This window comes from Streptomyces sp. NPDC051051 (assembly GCF_040682975.1).
Taxonomy (GTDB): Bacteria; Actinomycetota; Actinomycetes; order Streptomycetales; family Streptomycetaceae; genus Streptomyces.
On sequence record NZ_JBFBCB010000016.1, the window covers coordinates 18956 to 35018 of the forward strand.

Annotated in this window: 12 protein-coding genes and 3 pseudogenes; 12 read left to right on the forward strand and 3 right to left on the reverse strand. The window is 71.4% G+C overall.

The features are described 5' to 3' along the window. Nucleotides 1–145: 145 nt before the first annotated feature. Together AB0N31_RS14575 and AB0N31_RS14580 are read left to right on the forward strand one after the other, a co-directional pair. Nucleotides 146–370 carry a DUF397 domain-containing protein gene (locus AB0N31_RS14575; protein ID WP_366058714.1) on the forward strand — a complete coding sequence of 75 codons (225 nt, stop codon included), beginning with the start codon at nt 146–148 and terminating at the stop codon, nt 368–370. Nucleotides 371–457: 87 nt separating this feature from the next. Next, a complete protein-coding gene (locus AB0N31_RS14580) occupies nt 458–925 on the forward strand; it encodes a hypothetical protein (RefSeq protein ID WP_366058715.1) in 468 nt (155 codons plus the stop codon). 84 nt (nt 926–1009) lie between these two features. On the opposite strand, the gene AB0N31_RS14585 is transcribed toward AB0N31_RS14580, so the two are convergent. Further along, complete coding sequence (locus AB0N31_RS14585) at nt 1010–1972, reverse strand: hypothetical protein (protein ID WP_366058716.1); 963 nt, start codon at nt 1970–1972, stop codon at nt 1010–1012. A 357-nt stretch (nt 1973–2329) separates the two neighbouring features. Here AB0N31_RS14585 and AB0N31_RS14590 point away from each other — a divergent pair. The 3 pseudogenes from AB0N31_RS14590 to AB0N31_RS14600 form a co-directional block, all read left to right on the forward strand. Next, nucleotides 2330–2482 (forward strand): annotated as a pseudogene (locus AB0N31_RS14590) (ABC transporter substrate-binding protein); the annotation flags it as partial. After that, nucleotides 2479–2631 (forward strand): annotated as a pseudogene (locus AB0N31_RS14595) (ABC transporter ATP-binding protein); the annotation flags it as partial. The pseudogenes AB0N31_RS14590 and AB0N31_RS14595, both read left to right, overlap by 4 nt. After that, nucleotides 2628–2774: pseudogene (locus AB0N31_RS14600) on the forward strand (ABC transporter ATP-binding protein); the annotation flags it as partial. The pseudogenes AB0N31_RS14595 and AB0N31_RS14600, both read left to right, overlap by 4 nt. 560 nt (nt 2775–3334) lie before the next feature. On the opposite strand, the gene AB0N31_RS14605 reads toward AB0N31_RS14600, so the two are convergent. Further along, nucleotides 3335–3577, reverse strand: coding sequence for a DUF5302 domain-containing protein (locus AB0N31_RS14605; protein WP_366058717.1), 243 nt, complete (start codon nt 3575–3577; stop codon nt 3335–3337). A 708-nt stretch (nt 3578–4285) separates the two neighbouring features. On the opposite strand from AB0N31_RS14605, the gene AB0N31_RS14610 reads away from it, so the two are divergent. From AB0N31_RS14610 to AB0N31_RS14635, 6 genes are all read left to right on the forward strand, one after another. Then, nucleotides 4286–5917 carry a GTPase gene (locus tag AB0N31_RS14610; RefSeq protein WP_366058718.1) on the forward strand — a complete coding sequence of 544 codons (1632 nt, stop codon included), beginning with the start codon at nt 4286–4288 and terminating at the stop codon, nt 5915–5917. Further along, nucleotides 5914–7302 (forward strand): hypothetical protein, encoded by a 1389-nt coding sequence (locus tag AB0N31_RS14615; protein ID WP_366058719.1) that lies wholly within the window; start codon nt 5914–5916, stop codon nt 7300–7302. The genes AB0N31_RS14610 and AB0N31_RS14615 overlap by 4 nt, the downstream gene beginning before the upstream one ends. Continuing rightward, complete coding sequence (locus AB0N31_RS14620; protein WP_366058720.1) at nt 7302–7613, forward strand: hypothetical protein; 312 nt, start codon at nt 7302–7304, stop codon at nt 7611–7613. Before AB0N31_RS14615 ends, AB0N31_RS14620 begins: the two co-directional genes overlap by 1 nt. A 233-nt stretch (nt 7614–7846) precedes the next feature. Continuing rightward, nucleotides 7847–9682 carry a DUF4357 domain-containing protein gene (locus AB0N31_RS14625; protein ID WP_366058805.1) on the forward strand — a complete coding sequence of 612 codons (1836 nt, stop codon included), beginning with the start codon at nt 7847–7849 and terminating at the stop codon, nt 9680–9682. Further along, nucleotides 9679–10914 carry a restriction endonuclease gene (locus AB0N31_RS14630; protein WP_366058721.1) on the forward strand — a complete coding sequence of 412 codons (1236 nt, stop codon included), beginning with the start codon at nt 9679–9681 and terminating at the stop codon, nt 10912–10914. The genes AB0N31_RS14625 and AB0N31_RS14630 overlap by 4 nt, the downstream gene beginning before the upstream one ends. Nucleotides 10915–10954: 40 nt before the next feature. After that, the gene (locus AB0N31_RS14635) at nt 10955–13111 is read left to right on the forward strand and encodes a UvrD-helicase domain-containing protein (RefSeq protein WP_366058722.1); all 2157 of its coding nucleotides are present in this window, start codon (nt 10955–10957) and stop codon (nt 13109–13111) included. A gap of 9 nt (nt 13112–13120) precedes the next feature. Here AB0N31_RS14635 and AB0N31_RS14640 read toward each other — a convergent pair whose 3' ends face one another. Continuing rightward, nucleotides 13121–14773 carry an N-6 DNA methylase gene (locus tag AB0N31_RS14640; RefSeq protein WP_366058723.1) on the reverse strand — a complete coding sequence of 551 codons (1653 nt, stop codon included), beginning with the start codon at nt 14771–14773 and terminating at the stop codon, nt 13121–13123. A gap of 207 nt (nt 14774–14980) precedes the next feature. On the opposite strand from AB0N31_RS14640, the gene AB0N31_RS14645 reads away from it, so the two are divergent. Beyond that, a complete protein-coding gene (locus AB0N31_RS14645) occupies nt 14981–16048 on the forward strand; it encodes a MerR family transcriptional regulator (protein WP_366058724.1) in 1068 nt (355 codons plus the stop codon). The last annotated feature ends 15 nt before the right edge of the window (nt 16049–16063 follow it).

Consider the following 16063-nt stretch of genomic DNA (forward strand, 5'->3'; position numbering starts at 1 on the left):
CCGCCACTCTGGCGTCGTGGAGAGCGAGGAGGAGCCGTCCGCGAGAACGCGCGTGGGGGGCCGCCGCCTCTCTCCCGGACTCCCGCCCGCCACGGGCGGCGGCGGCCGGCCACGGCCGCGACCAGACGAACAGGAAGGTGCAGCGATGCAGAACGGAACCCCCCTGTACGCCCTCGACATCAGCGGGGCCTCGTTCGTGAAGGCGTGCGGCGGCCCCTGTACCGAGGGATGCGTGACGCTGGCCCGGATCGGCGAGGACGCCTGGGCCCTGGGCGACAGCAAGCGGCCCGACGCGCGGCCGCTGCGCTTCACCACGCAGGAGCTGGACGCGGCCGGAATCGACCCGGCGCGCTTCGGCCTCGACGTCTGACCCTCCCTTCCCTTCCCCCTCCTCCCCCGTCGGCCGGGCCGGGTCCGTCCCGCGCCCGGCCGGCGCTCCTCGAAACGGGAACGGCACGTGCACCACCACGGCTACCTCTGGACCGGCCCGAAGGCGCACTTCGACGACGAGGCCCTGCGGCGCCCCCCGCACCCCGATCCGCCCCCGGCCGGAAGCCGACCGGAACTGATCCAGCGCCACCTCCAGGTGGCCGCGGAGTTCCCCGTGTCGGACCTGCCACCTCTGGAGACGTCGTACTGGCTCGTCAAGCCCCGCACACTGGTCCGGGGCACGTGGGACGAGGCGAAGGAGGCGGCGGCCTGGCTCGGTGAACGGCTGGCCGAGTACGCGCCCCGGTTCGCGTCGGAGGGCGACCGGGACATCGCGCGCCTGTCCCGGCTGGTGGACTCCGCCGCCGTACGACTGCGCTCGGGCGCCGACGTGTCGTACGGCCACTACCTCGAACGCCCCGCGTACCTCTCTCTGGCCGTGGTCACGTGCTCCCCGAACCGCGCGGCCCCCGAACTGCCCTGCCCGTGCGCGTAGCAGAAGACGGCCGGGACCTCCCCGTACCGTCCCGCGACACCCCGCCCCGCGCGGGATCCGAACCGGACCGACGGCCCGGGAACGCTAGAGGCCCGGCAGCAGCTCCACCAACCGCACCGCCCGCCGCCAGCCGCCGGCGAGGGTCCCGCCGAGCAGCAGGCCCGCAGCCGCAGCCAGCGGCAGGAGGTCGTCCGGCACACCGGCCGCCCGGCAGCCCAGCCACGCCCCCAGGGCCCCGCAGAACGCGACGAAGATCACCGCCGTCATGAGCGCCGACTCCCGCAGCGCCTGACGGGCCACCGTCACCGGCTCCACGTCCACGAGATCCTCCTCGGGCAGCAGCCGGCCGATCCGGCCCTCGGCGTACCGCTCGCACACCGTCACCAGCTTCCCGGCGAGGTCCCGCAGCGCGCCCTGCGGCTCGGCGTCCACCCGGCACAGCTCCCGGCGCAGCGCGCCCGCCACCAGCTCTGCGTGCTGCCGGGCGGCGGCCCGCCGCGGCGAGGAGCCGCCGATCGTGCCGCGAACACGGTGGGCCCGCAGGACGAGGCGCTCGGTCCGGCGGTGCAGATCGTCGAGCCGACGGAGGTGTCCGGCGCGGTCGGCGTCCGGTGCTTCCAGGGCGCTGACGCAGGCGAGCACCATGTCCGTGCCCGTGCGGAGCAGCTCGTCCCGCCGCCCGGCCCGGTCCAGTCTGTCCGCCAGCCACAAGACCGCCACCATGAGCAGCAGGACGACCACCGCGGCAGTGGCCAGAGCGCCGGCCGTGACCGCCGGCCGCGGACCGTTCGGGAAGGCGCGGCCCACACCGAAGGCCGAGAGGAGGCCGCCCACTACGGGGAGGCACACGAGGAGGCTGACGAGGGCCTCGTGCCACAAGGGATCGGTCTTCGGCGTGCCGATCGTCGCACGGGTGAGGGGAACCTCCTCCGGCGCACGGGACAGACGGCCCAGCGCCGCGTCGTAAGAGGTCAGCGTCGTCGCGGCCGTCGCGGCCCGCCGTCTCTCCTCCTCCTCCCAGTAGCCGCTGTAATACAGCTCCTCCACGAGATCCCCGTCCTCCCCCTCGCACGTCCCACGTCTCACGCGGAACGGTGGCGGCGGGCGTCTCCACGTTCGAGACCGCCCGAGTGAAGGCGTCCCGGGTGAAGGCACAGGTATACACCCCGGGACGACCCCGCGGGCCGGTATCGGCCACACCGGACGGCGGTCCGCGCCGGGGAGGTGACGCGTCCGCGGCCGGCGGAGAGCGGATCTCCCGTCGAAGCCGCCCGGAGACACTCGGGAGGCAGCCGGAAGTCCACGGCATCGCCGTGGCAGTGCCCCAGGCCGCGCAGTTCACCCTGGGCCGCGAACCCCTGCCCGGCCGGCCAGGGGCCGCCGATGTGGCCGGAGCCCCTCCTCTACCCCTCCGGCGACAAGGTCCGCCAGGACCACGCCCTCGCCTACGCCTCCGACGCCAAGAAGGCCGGCATCGAGGTGAAGGTGGAGACCGGCACCTGGGAGGTCATCGAGCCGCGCATGAAGAACGACGCGGTCCTGGCCGGCTTCGGCTCGCCCACACCGTACGGGGCCGTCTGATCGGGCTCGCCCCGCAGAGCCCGGCGGCGCACCTCACGCCCGTGCGCACGATCCGCTCCCAACTGGAGGAAACCGTCAGCGCGTTGACCGAGGTGCGGCGCCGTACCGCCGTACGGACCGCGTCGAGGACTACCGCGCCGGCACCGGCGCCGGCCTCCTCGCCGTCGGCCACGACCACACCCTCCTGCGCCGCTGGTGCGACCGCACGATTCACTGGGACGAGCTGACCGGCGCGGCCGAGCCGAAGGCCGACCGCGTGGCCCGGTGAGACCGGTGGGCGGACGTTCGGGTACGGAGGCTGCCACGATGAGAGCCCGAAGCCGTCACCGGGGAGCAGCCGGGGTAGGAGCAGGCGCGGGCTTCGCCCCAGGGCACGCGCGGGGCTCATGCCGGCCCGGACGATCACCTGCAAGTCGCCGTGGGCGTAAGGCTGTTACGAGCCGACGCCGCGGTCCGCGGCCCATACCGCTCTTCCCTGAACCCCGGACCGGCGCCTCCACGGTGCGGCCGGCCGCGTCCATGCCGATGCCGCCCGCCCGCAGCCACCGGGTTGCGCGGAAGGCCAGGACACCTCACCCGAGCGGACGCCGTCCGCCGGGCCGTGGTCGCCGTCGAGAGGACGGCCTCCGGCCTGCGGGAACCGGTCGTCCCGCGGATCGCCCCGGTCCCGAGCAGGAACCGTGTTCGCCTCTCCGGGTCGCAAGTCCTTCGCGGCGTGCTCGCGTTCGTCCCGATCGCCGTACGCGCCTTGCGGGCGACGTCACCGGGCGCGCGAGTGGACAGCGCGCAGAGCGCCGGTGACGCGGCCGGATCGCCGGGCCGATCGGCTCAGCCGCCGCTCTTGCGCCTGAACGACCGCTGGCTCGCAGCCGGGCCGTGCGCCGCACGCACCTTCGACGCGTCGGGGTTGGCGGCGGCATCGGCGGCGTCCGCCTGCGTACCGCGCTTGCGTGCCAGGGCTTCGCGGAACTTGCGCTTGAGGTCGTAGTTGCCGTCGCTGTCCGGTGTCACCGGGTACGCCTCGGGGGCAGTCGGCTCCGAACCTTCTGTGGATGCGGACTCTGCGGTCATGGTGATCTCCTCGGTTCGGGGGTGGGCGAGCACAGCTTGTCATGCCGGGCGCGGCGGGGAGCTGCCGACGCCCTGTCCGGGGTCGCCTGCGGAGTCGGCGGACGGCTCCGGATCACGGTGATCGTGGGTCGCGGGAAGACGGGGGAAGGCCATCGGGCCGAAGATCTCCAGGCCGCCCCGGACTCCCCGCACCGGGAGGTCGCGGTCAAGACCCTGTTGCGCGGCCGGACCGGTAGCGCCCTCGACACCTCGGGGTCCGGCAAGGAGATCGACCGCTTCCGCCGCGAAGTCCGGATCATGCGCATGCTCTCGCAGGGCCCGAACCACGCCGCTGAAGGAGAGGCAGCCCTGGATACATTTTCTTCACGAATCCGTGCAACCTTTTCCGCATTCGGACCGTCACCGTCTGCATGCACCACCGCCCTCGGGGCGGGCAGCCCCGGCCCGGCCGGCGCGACCTTCGGTCCTGGCCCACCACCCGACCGGGCCCTCTGCGCCGCACCCCGGACTCCCGCCCCGACACACCTGGTGCTCCATGCCCTCCGACGGACTGACGTCTCACACCACCCACCCCCTCCCCGACGACCCCACAGAGCGCATGACTGCACGTTGACGATGTCAACATATCCAACAGCTCCTGCGGTTACGTCACTTCGTGTACCGTTGCGGACATCGCGTTCCCGCTCTGCAGCGATGAGCGGAGCGGCAATGAATGCAGGGGGCACGTTCCTTTTGCAGAACCGGGATCTGGTGACGCGGCTTGAGAAGGTGCGGGACTTCGTCGCCGCGGAGCAGTCGTACGAGGTGTTCCTGTCCGTGCGACCGGAGTGGTGGCGCCGGCTCGGGCCGGACGCGCGGTTCGGGTTCAGATCGGATCGGCGTGATGCCCTGCTCTGGGCGATCGAGGCTCGCGACACCGGCGCCGCTTCGGGGAGCGCTCTGGAAATGCTCGCGGACAACAGCGCTCGGGCAGTGATCGAGCATGGGATCGCGACGGCGCTCGTGAGCACGGCCGTGTCCCTGGCCCCGCCTGCTACGACTTCGGCCGCACGGCTCGTGGCGGGGCTGCCGGCGGTCGCCTCTCGGACCGATATCAGCGAGCTGCGAGCCCTTGAGTCCTGGTACACGGAAAACGTCGAGTTGTTCGACCGCGTGGCAGCGGCCATGGACGTACGGCCAACCGAACCGGATCTCCGCGCGGCCCTTGAGTCCCTGGTCGGCGAGCTCGCGCTTCCGTCCGGTGCGGTGGACGCGAGTCGCTCGGCCTACCGCGATATCCAGTCCACCCTCCGGGCCGAGGTCGAGGCACGTCTTCAGCGGACGTCGTACTCAGCGCACGCAATCGAGAACGAGGATCTCGTCGGGGCCATCAGCCGCATCGGGGCGCTCGAACGCGAACTGCGCGATGCCGTGCAGGCCATGCCCGTGGTGAGAGGCAGACTGCTCGTGGCCGTCGCCGGAAGAACCAAGTCCGGCAAGACGACGCTCCGCAAAGCCCTGACCCGCGATGCAGACCGAACCGGGATCGGGCGAGGGGCGCACCGCACCACGCGGAAGACCTCCGCGTTCGAGATCGGCTCCGTGACCTACCTCGACACGCCCGGCGTCGCCGCGAAGGACGACGACCTCGACGCCCAACGCGCGCGGGCCGCGTGCGACACCGCCGACGCGGTGATATGGAACTACGCCGACACGCTTCGCGACGAGGAGTCCGCCGAACTCCAGCGACTCCTCCTCTCGGGGAAGCCTCTGCTCGCTGTCGTCAACGTGAAGGAACGAGTCGACACACCGGACCGTCTTCAACTCTTCGCCCAGCGCCCGGAAAGGGCGTTCGCATCGGCGTGCATGACCGATTGGTTGTTCGAGGTGACGGGCTGGAGGGGGAACAGGTTGTCTTTCGAAGAGGAATGGGCCCGGTTGAAGGCCGACGCCCTGGCGCGTCAGCGGACCGGTATGCAGATCGACCAGCTGCCGGCGGACGGAGGCGGCGGGGCCGTCGCCCCGGCTGCCGGTTCCCTGGTCGCCAAGGCGGAGTCGATCAACGGGAACGCGAATCTGTTGATCGAGATCGCGGGCTTCCTCCATGAGGGCCGGCCCGATGCCGAACTGACCACCATGGCCCGGGAACCCCGGACGCCCGAGGACGTGGCCAAGCAGGTGGCGCGGTTCGCCGGATTCGCCGATGACCAGTACCTGGACGCGGTCGCCCTGTTCGCGGCGCTGTCCACCCGCCTCAGGACGACCGGCAGCGGCTTCGTGAAGATCGAGGACGACACTGCCCAGCACTTCCTGGACACCGTTCTGGAATACGGTCAGTACGTCGCCCCGGAGGCGCGATGAGCAGCGGCATCAGTCACCGCAAGGACGTCGAGTTCCTGGAGGACTGCAACCCGCCCCTCGTGGAGCGGAACGCGGACGAGTTCAAGCGCCTGCACGACATGCTCGTATCGGTCGACCCCTCCGCCGAGCGTGCCGAGAAGCACACGCAGTGGAAGAGCGAGGGCAGTCGGCACTACGAAGCCCGACTCACCGAGGGGCGCAAGCTGATCGCGCAGCTCGCGGAGGGCTACGACAAGGCCGCCGGCGCTCTGCGCGGCTACGCGTTCGCCCTGGAGGTCGCCAAGGCCCACTACTCCAACGGCAAGGCCAACGAGCAGGCCCTCGCGGAACTGATCCGCACCAAGGGCACGGCGATCACCCGGGAGGCCCAGGAGGCGGAGCCGATGCGCCAGTGGGAGGACATGCGGGCCACCACCGGTGTCATGGACTTCTTCGCCGAGCTGACCATGGACGTCGACGACATCCGCGACGACGCGGACCGGCTGCACGACGCCGCCGGTGGGGACTTCCACCTGGCGAAGACCACGGAGCACGAGGCGCGGGAGATCTGCGTGCACGAACTCAAGCAGGCCTACGACCTGCTGCCGGACTTCCGGATGGGTTTCGTCCAACGCGTCGACATCGTCTCGGCGATCTCGGAGCTGCGGCGCGAGGCGGCCGAGGCGAGCACGAACCCGCTGACGCGGCTGCCCGGCAGCGGCCCCAAGCAGGACTACTACCCCGTCGCCGGCGACGACATCGTCTCCCCGACCCTGCGGGACGTCCGCCTCCAGATCGCCAACCTTCCCGGCGCGACCGACAGTTACTGGAGCCCGCCGTCCAACGCACAGGAGCGGGCCGACTGGATCGCGGCGAACAAGGAGATCATCAAGGCCGCGGCACGGAATTCGGGGCTGCCGCCGGACATGGTCGCCGGTATCGCGTGGCAGGAGATCGGCGGACAGCCCGGCATCCTGGACGACATGACCGACACCATCCGCGAGCAGGCGGACTCTCCCTTGAGCCCGATCGCTCCCGAGAGCCTGCCGTGGCGCCTCGGCGGTGACCCCGACAACACGTCCATGGGCCCCATCGCCATCCAGGTGCGACGTGGCGCCGAGGTTCTCGGTTATGACCCCGAGCACCTCACCGACCAGCAGCGCGGCACGGTGGAAACAGCCCTGCAGGACCCCGCGCAGAACATGTTCATCGCCTCGGAGTACCTGGCCCAGCTCAAGGCGGAGAGCGAGTTCGCCGATGTGCCGGCCGAGGAGATGACACCGGCCCGATACCAGGAACTCGCCGCGCGTTACAACGGCGGGCCGTACTGGCAGACCGACGACGCCCAGGCCTACGGGCGTGGGTTCGCGAACAATCTGGACGAGGCAAGGAACGCACTGCGCTGATGACCGGCCCATCTCCCGTGGACGACGACCGCGGCTGCCTCCGTGCGGTCCTCGCCGTACCGCTCACCCTGCTCACCCTCATCGCCGCGTACTTCTGCTGGACGGCACTGACCATCACTCCATCAGGCACCTGGGACGACGACGCGTACGCCGGAATCGTCCTGTCGTGCGTCGTCACCCTCGCGACCGCCGGAACCGCGGCGGCCCTGTGGCTGGCGCCTTCGGTGCGCAGGACTATTTCGTGGTGGTGGATACTTCCGGCTCTGCTGCTGGGCGTGGTCGCGGGAGTGCGATGGGCCGTGGGCGGTTAGGCCCACCACCACCGTCACGTGTGTCGGCACCGCGCAAGGCGGGTCGACTTCGCGGATCACACCCCCTCGGGCCCAGGTGCGCCGTACGGTCGTTTCACGGATGGCGACCGGGCGGTGACGCCGGGGCAGGCATGGGAGGCGATCCGCGCGGACAGTACCCGCGTCCTGGTGGGGAGCGGTCTGTCGGTGGCCGCACCTATCGTTCTCGTCAGACGGTGTCCGAGTGGGGAGTGATGTCCGTGGCCGAGTCCGCGACGTATCCGGAGTTTCAGCTGCGTCTGCCCAACGGCGACGGCATCGGCCGGGCACGCGGTGCGCTGCTGGACGAGACGGGCACCAACGGAAGCCGGAGGTTCCTGATCCGGGCCGGATCCCCGGCCCGGGATCATGTGACGCCGTCACTCTCCACACATTTCAAAGCCCCGTTCAAGCACCGGGAGGAGCTGAGGGCCCGGGGCGTGCTCGTGCCCTCGGCCCGGTGGCCCGGCTGGCTGGAGCTGACCGAGGACGTGGTCGTCGGTTCGCCCTCGTTCGCCGCCGTCCTCCTGGTCGGCGCCCCGCGCAACGGGTGGAGGGAATGGCGGACGGCGGACGGCGCGCCGTTGTCCGACTTCATGGCGGCGGTGTGGCACGGACCGAACCGTCCCTGGCTGGTACGCGGGTCGAACGTGACCGGGCTGGACCTGGTCCAGAGGATGTGGCTCCCCGAAGGCCGCGTCACGCTGGCCGCCTCCCGTCTCAGGCAGGGAGTCGGGCAGGGCGTCAGCAAGGACGAACTACGGACCCTGGTCCAGGAGGACTACGAGTCCACCGCCACCTACAGCCAGAAGCAGCAGCTCGTCGAGGACCTGCACGCCTTCCTCTCCCGTATGAAACCCGGAGACACCGTGTGCACCATCTCCGGCGGTCGGCTGTACGCCGGGGAGGTCGCGGGCGAGGTCGAACAGGTCGCGTCGGACGACGGGCGGAGCAACCTGCGGCGACCGGTCGAGTGGGAGGCGGCCGGCTATCCGTACGACGACCTGCCGGAGGAACTCCAGCAGAAGCTGTCCGTCCAGCACGACGTCGTCGACCTCACCTCCGTACAGGCACACATCGAAGGACTGGGCCGGTCCGACCAGGAACTGGTCGCGGAGGCGGAGGCCGTGGAGCGGGACCCCAGCCTGGAGATTCCGGCGCTCACCGCCCGTCGGGAACTGGAGCTGCCCGAGCCCACGGACGAGCTGGCCGCCGAGCTGCTCGTGCACGACGCCCAGTGGCTGCGCGAGGTGCGTGATCTGCTCTGGGACGACCGTCAGCTGGTGCTGTACGGGCCGCCCGGCACCGGCAAGACCTACCTGGCGCTCAAGCTCGCCGAGTTCCTCGGCGGCGGGCCCGAGCAGGTCAAGCTCGTGCAGTTCCACCCGTCGTACGCCTACGAGGACTTCTTCGAGGGGTTCCGGCCCCAGGAGGACCCGCAGACCAGAGAGGTCGCCTTCCGGCTCACCGCCGGCCCGCTGCGCGAACTCGCCGACCTGGCCTCCCGCGAGGGCAACCGGCACATCCCGCACTTCCTCATCATCGACGAGATCAACCGGGCCAACCTGGCGAAGGTCTTCGGCGAGCTGTACTTCCTGCTGGAGTACCGCAACAAGTCGGTGCGGCTCACCTACTCCGGTGACGACTTCGCGCTGCCGCCGAACCTGTTCGTCATCGGCACGATGAACACCGCCGACCGCTCCATCGCCCTCGTGGACGCGGCGATGCGCCGCCGCTTCGCCTTCGTCGAGCTGTCGCCGCGTACGGAACCCACGCGCGGCCTGCTACGCCGCTGGCTGGTCAGGGAGGGCAGGGACGCGGAGCCCGCCGACTTGCTCGACGCGCTCAACTCGCGGGTCGACGAGGCCGATTTCCGCATCGGGCCCTCCTACCTGATGAAGAAGGGCGTCTACCGGGAGGGCGGTCTGGAGCGGACCTGGCGGACGAAGATCCTGCCCTTGCTGGAGGAGCACCACTACGGGGAGGGCGTGGACGTCGAGAAGCGGTACGGGCTGGCCGCGCTGCGGGAGTCGCTGAGGTCCCTGGGGTGACGTCCGCAGTGGACGCCGTGCGGTCCGTGGAACTCGTCGAGCACGCGCCGGCGACCCGTCTCGCCCTGCCGGACGCCGTCGGCCGGGCACTCGCCGCTTCCGACGTCGTGGATGCGGTCCCCGACCCGTACACGCCCGGGTTCTGGTCCCTGCGGGCCGGGAGCAAGATCGGGGCCGTGGCCGTCACCGCACCGGACGGCGGGGCCCCGGTCACCGTGCGCGTCACACCCAAGGTGCCCATCGCCCGGCTGTTCTTCCTGCTCGGCCACACGCTCGACCCGCGACGGAATTGGCGAGACGGGGAGGTCGAGGTCGCCGAGCACCGCGATCTGCTGCCGGCGCTCGCCCACGCCGTGGAGCGGCAGGTGGACCGGGCCCTGCGACGGGGCCTGCTGCAGGGTTACCGGGCGACCGAGGAATCCGCGCTCGTCGTCCGCGGCCGGATCAGGGAGGCGGAACAGATCCGGCGCCGCTTCGGGGCGACACTGCCGGTGGAGGTCGCGTACGACGAGTTCAGCACGGACATCGCGGAGAACCGCATCCTGCGTGCGGCCGTCGAACGTCTCCTCCGGCTGCCCGGTGTGCCGCGCGACGTACGCCGCAGACTGTTGCACCAGCGCGCCCGGCTGGCCGACGTGACCACGATCGTGCGCGGGCAGCCGATCCCCGACTGGCTGCCCACCCGCCTCAACGCCCGGTACCACCACGCCCTGCACCTCGCCCGCGCGGTCCTGGACGGCGTCTCCGCCGAGCACGCTCCCGGCGGGCTGCGCATCGACGGGTTCCTGTTCGACATGAACAAGCTCTTCGAGGACTTCGTGACGGTCGCCCTGCGGGATGCCTTCCGGACCATGGGGTCGGGGCACACCAGCCGCCTCCAGGACTCCCACCACCTCGACGAGGCCGCCGCGATCCGCATGAGACCCGACTTCGTGCTGTACGGGCCGGACGGCATCCCGTGCGCGGTCGCGGACGCCAAGTACAAGGCGGAGAAACGGAGCGGCTACCCGGACGCCGACCTCTACCAGATGCTGGCGTACTGCACGGCCCTCGACCTGCGCGAGGGCCACCTCGTGTACGCGAAGGGCAATGCCCCGCACGCCGCCCACCGGGTGCGTCACGCGGGCATCGTCATCCACCAGCACGCCCTCGACCTGGACCAGGAGCCCGTCGGACTGCTCGCGGAGGTCGAGGAACTGGCCCGGCGGCTGGTGAACACCCCGCGCGTATGATCGACTGCGGAGTGTCCATTCAGGGTGGGGAGTTCACCTCGTGCCGCAGCTCGCGTTCGCCAACAGTTTCTGGGAGAGCTACGACTCCCTGGAGAAGCCCGTCAAGGCCGGCGTGCGCAAGGCGATGCAGAAGTTCCAGCTGCTCTCCGTGCCCGAACTGCACGCGGACAAAGGGCTCCACCTCGAGTCCGTGCAGAACGCGCAGGACACCCGCATGCGGACCATCCGCATCAACGACTTCTGGCGCGGCGTCGTCCTCGCCCCGGACGACGGCAGTGACGTGTTCCTGCTCGTCAACGTCGTACGGCACGACGACGCGTACACCTGGGCGGCCAAGAGGCTGTACACGACGAACTCCGCGACGCGGGCGCTCGAAGTCCGCAACGTGGTCGCGCTCGAACAGCTGACTCCGGCGCTGGAGAAAGCAGCAGCCGCCGCCGGCTCCCTGCTCTTCGCGAGGTACTCGGACGGCGTGCTGCGCGAACTGGGCATCGACGACCAGGTGCTGCGCGCGGTGCGGACCATCGTCGACAAGGCGCAGCTCAAGGCGTTCGAGACACTGCTGCCCGAGGACCAGTGCGAGGTGCTCCAGTACCTCGCCGAAGGGTTCGGACCCGACGAGGTGTACCGGGACGTGGTCGCCGTCCGCCGCCCGGCCGACGCGGGCCCTGATCCCGACGAGAGCCTCGCCGTCGCCATCGCCAACACCACGAGCCGCATCACCCTGGTCAGCGGTCCCGAAGAGCTGGCGGACATCCTGGAGAAGCCGTTCACGGCCTGGCGGGTGTTCCTGCACCCCTCGCAGCGCCGTGTCGCCTACCGGATGTCGTACGGCGGCCCGGTCCAGATCACCGGCGGTCCCGGCACGGGCAAGACGGTCGCGGCGCTGCACCGCGTCAAGCACCTCCTCTCCCGCTCGCCCGACACCCGGGTCCTGCTGACCACCTACACGAACGCCCTGGCGGGCTCACTGCGCGAGAACCTGTCGCTGCTGCTGGACGGGGACGAGGCGCTGCTCGGCCGCGTCGACGTGACCACGGTCAACGCCTACGCGCACGGCGTCGTGACCCGGATCGACGGCAGGTCCCCCTCCCCCGTGAACGACCGGGAGGAGCGGCAGCTGTGGCAGCGGGTCGTCAAGCAGCTGGGGCTGCCGTGGACGGAGCAGTTCCTGGCCCAGGAGTACCGGCACGTCGTCCTCGCCCAGGACCTGCGCACCGCCGACGCCTACCGCGCGGCCCTGCGGCGCGGTCGCGGCAGCGCGCTGCCGTCGGCGCGACGCGATCACCTGTGGTCGGGCGTCGAGCTGTTCGAGTCGATGCTGCGGGTCCAGAAGGCCACCACGCACCTGAAGGTGTGCGCGCGTGCGGCCGACCTCCTGGCCGGGTCGGGGCCCACGCACGACCACGTCGTGGTCGACGAGGCGCAGGACCTGCACCCCGCGCAGTGGCGTGTCCTGCGCGGCGCGGTGGCGCCCGGCGGCGACGACCTGTTCATCACGGGCGACCCGCACCAGCGCATCTACGACTCGAAGGTGTCGCTCGGTTCCCTGGGCATCTCGGTGGCCGGCCGGACGCACCGTCTGCGGATCAACTACCGCTCGACGGAGGAGATCCTGATCTGGTCGACGGGCATCCTCAGCCCGGTCTCGGTCGACGACCTGGGCGGCGAGGGCAGTGACACCCTGGCCGGCTACCGCTCCCTGCTGCACGGGCGGAAGCCGCACGTGGACGGGTACGGCTCCGAGCAGGCGGAGGTCGCCGCACTCGTCGAGCGCGTCGAGGGCTGGATCGCCCAGGGCATCCGGCCGTCGGAGATCGGGGTGTGCGCGCGGTTCAACGTGCTGCTCGACAAGGCGTACGACAAGCTGGCCGCGGCCAAGGTCCCGGTGGTCCGGGTCAGGGACAACCCGGGGCCCGGCACGGACGGGGTGCGGCTGGCCACCATGCACGCCATGAAGGGGCTGGAGTTCCGCTGCGTCGCCGTCCTGGGCGTGACGGCGAGCGCGGTGCCGTTCGCCCGCGAGGTGACCCCGGCCTCCGTGGACGCGCTGCAGCGCGAGTCGGATCTGCTGCGGGAGCGGTGTCTGCTGTTCGTCGCGTGCACGCGCGCCCGGGAGGCTCTGGCGGTGACCTGGAGCGGGTCGGCCAGCTCGTTCGTGCCCCGGTCGCATCAGCTCACGGGCCAGGCGGTCTGACCGCCTCCGTCACCTTTCCGGGGCGAGCGCGCCGTTGCCGAGGCCGTCCCTCGCCAGGGTCGCCGCGTCCCGGCTCAGCTCCACCACTCTCCGCGCGCGCTCCTCGAACTCCTGGAGCGCGCGGAAGGCCGCACCGTAACGCCGTTGCTCGGTGATGTCCATCTGCGGGATGCGGGCGCCCTTGCCGTCGAGGCGGAACGTTCCGCTGGCGCTGGTGGAGCGCCGGGAGTTGGCCGCGCTGCGCAGGAAGCCCTGCAGGTAGTCGGTGTCCAACTGGTCGCTGATCGAGACCGGTTCCGGATCGCCGTACTCGACCAGCCCCGCGCGCGCGAGGTCCGCGACGCTCACGGTGGATCCGTCCGAAGAGCTGGGGCCGTCCCCCTCGATCAGTGCCGGCAGTAACCCCGCCAGCAGCCGCACCTGTTCGGTCAGCTCTTGTCGCAACGTCCGGTACTCCGCCGCGTAGTCGCGTCGGAGATCGTCGACATGGCGGCCGGGCGTGAGGTCGACGACGTCGTCGAGCAGATCGATGAGGGGAACGTCCGCCACCTTTTCGGGGCCCGGTTCCAGTGAGCCGTCCGGATCGACCGCCGTCAGATCGACCATGCGGACAGCGGTGACGGCGTCCCCCGGGGTCCGCGGGCGGCGCAGGTGCCAGAGGTGGACCGGAAGCGCGTGCGAGGCCGCCGTACCGGACGGCAGGGCGGTCACCTGGGTGAGAACGCCCCGTCGTACGAGCTCCGCGCGGATACGACGGCCCGCCTTGCGGTAGGCGACCGAGGCCGGCAGGACCATGAGGACCCGGCCGCCGGGCGCGGTGTGCGCGTAGGCGTGCTGCAGCCAGGCGAGTTCGCCCTCGGCGCGCGAGGGGGTGCCGAACTCCCAGCGCGGGTCGAGCAACAGGTCCTCGCGGCCCCAGTCCGGTTCACCGACCGGGGGGTCGCAGACGACCAGGTCGGCCTTGAGGTCCGTCCACCGGTCGTCGCGCAGGGAGTCCCCCGCGACGATGCCGACATCGACGCGCCCGGTGAGGTCGGCCCTCAGCTGCGCGAACAGAGCTCGTCGGGCCTCGGACTCCTGCCCGCAGCGTCTGGGGCCTCGCTCCTGGCCCACGGCGAGCAGGAGGGAGCCGATGCCGCAGGCCGGGTCGAAGAGGGTCGCGTCAGGCGCCACCTCACCGGCGAAGTGGCTTATGGCACGGACGACGCGGGGCGAGGTGATCTGGTCCGATCCGGCCCGGCGCACGGAGTCGATGAAGCGCTCCACGAGGGCGCTCACCGCCTCCACCACGCCACCGCTGTCGGCCAGATCACGCGCGAGCCGGACGACGTCCGACGGAAGCCGTTCGGGTGTCTCTCCCCCGGCGAGCAGGCGGGCGACATCCACGAGGCCGCCGATCAGGTCGTCGCCGTAGGCCCCGCGCAGCGCCTGCCACAGCTGCACCTCCACCGAGACGTCCTGTCCCTTGCGCTGCCGGTCCAGCCAGGCCTGCACCTCGGCCAGGTCGAACAGCGGACTGTTGACACCCCCGCCGGACGGCGCGGGGAAGTCCTCGTAACGTCGCCGCCAGTTCGAGACGGCGGCGCGGGTGACGCCCGCGAGCCTGGCGATCTCCGAACCGGTGACCAACGGGCCGGCCTTGGGGGCAGGGGTTTCCGTCATACCGGCAACCGTACACGGACGGATACGACTGTCCAATGCATGTTTTTGTTGACGCCGTTAACAATAGGCCCCAAAGGGGCGACGTGTACCTGAACGATCCAGAAGCCGGACCCCTTTTCGGCATTCGCGCAGCACCATCGGAACGGCCGGGGCCCGGTTGACCCTCGACCTGGTCGAGGGGGCACAGTCCCGGGTGTGGAGAGCGAGATGCGCAGTATCGGGGAGATGGCCCGCGACAGTGGGCTCGGGGTGAGTGCCCTGCGGTTCTACGACCGGGCCGGGGTGCTGGTGCCGGCCCGGGTGGATCCGGTCAGCGGGTACCGGTGGTACGGGCCCGAGCAGCTCGGCGAGGCCCGGCTGCTGGCGCGGCTGCGGCGGGCCGGGATGCCGTTGGCCGACGTGCGGCTGGTGCTGGCCGGCTGGTCCGGTGCGGACACCGGCCTCGTACGCGAACTCCTCGACGCGCATCTGCGGCGCCTCGAACAGGGGCTGTCCGACGCCCGCGGCGAGTTCTCCGCACTCCGAGCAGTCCTCGATCACCGGGAGAACCCCATGACCTCGCTCCGTACCGCCGCCGCCCGACTGTCCGTCGCGGCAATCGAGTTGGCCGCCGCGCTGGACGCCGTCCGTTTCGCCGCGAGCACCGACCCGGAGCTGCCGATGCTGGGCGGTGTCCTGTTCGACATCGAGGCGGGGCGGCTCCATGTCGTAGCGACCGACCGGTACCGCCTGGCCGTCGCCCGGGCGGACGTCACCGGCCACGAGGGGAGCCGTGTGCAGGTCGTCGTGCCCACCCCGCTCGCGGACGCGATGCGGGCACTGCTCGACGACGGCCAGGTGCGGCTCTCGGTGGACGGCGACCGGGTGACGCTGGAGGCGGGGGACCGGCAGGCGGCCGGTCAGTGCCTCGGCCACGACTTCCCCGAGTACCGCCGGCTCCTCCCCCCGGCGGGCGGGCGCGCCGCCCTCGTGGACGTGGCCGCCTTCCGTACGGCGCTGGAGACCGGCCCCGTCCGTTGCGCCGAGGGAACCGGTGCGCCGGACCTCAGCGTGCTCCGGGTGGGGGACGACGGCACCGTGACCGTCTGCGCGGACGGTGACGAGCGCCCGGACCGTGTCGCCGTCAACCGTGCGTTCCTGCTGGACGCGCTCACCGCCGGGGCCCGGGAGCGGCTGGTGCTGCAGGTCGACGCTCCCACGGCGCCGATCACGATCCGCCGGCCCGACGACGAGGGCTCCCTCTCGGTCCTGATGCCGGTCCGGCTGGAGGACTGAGCCGGAGGACCCGGC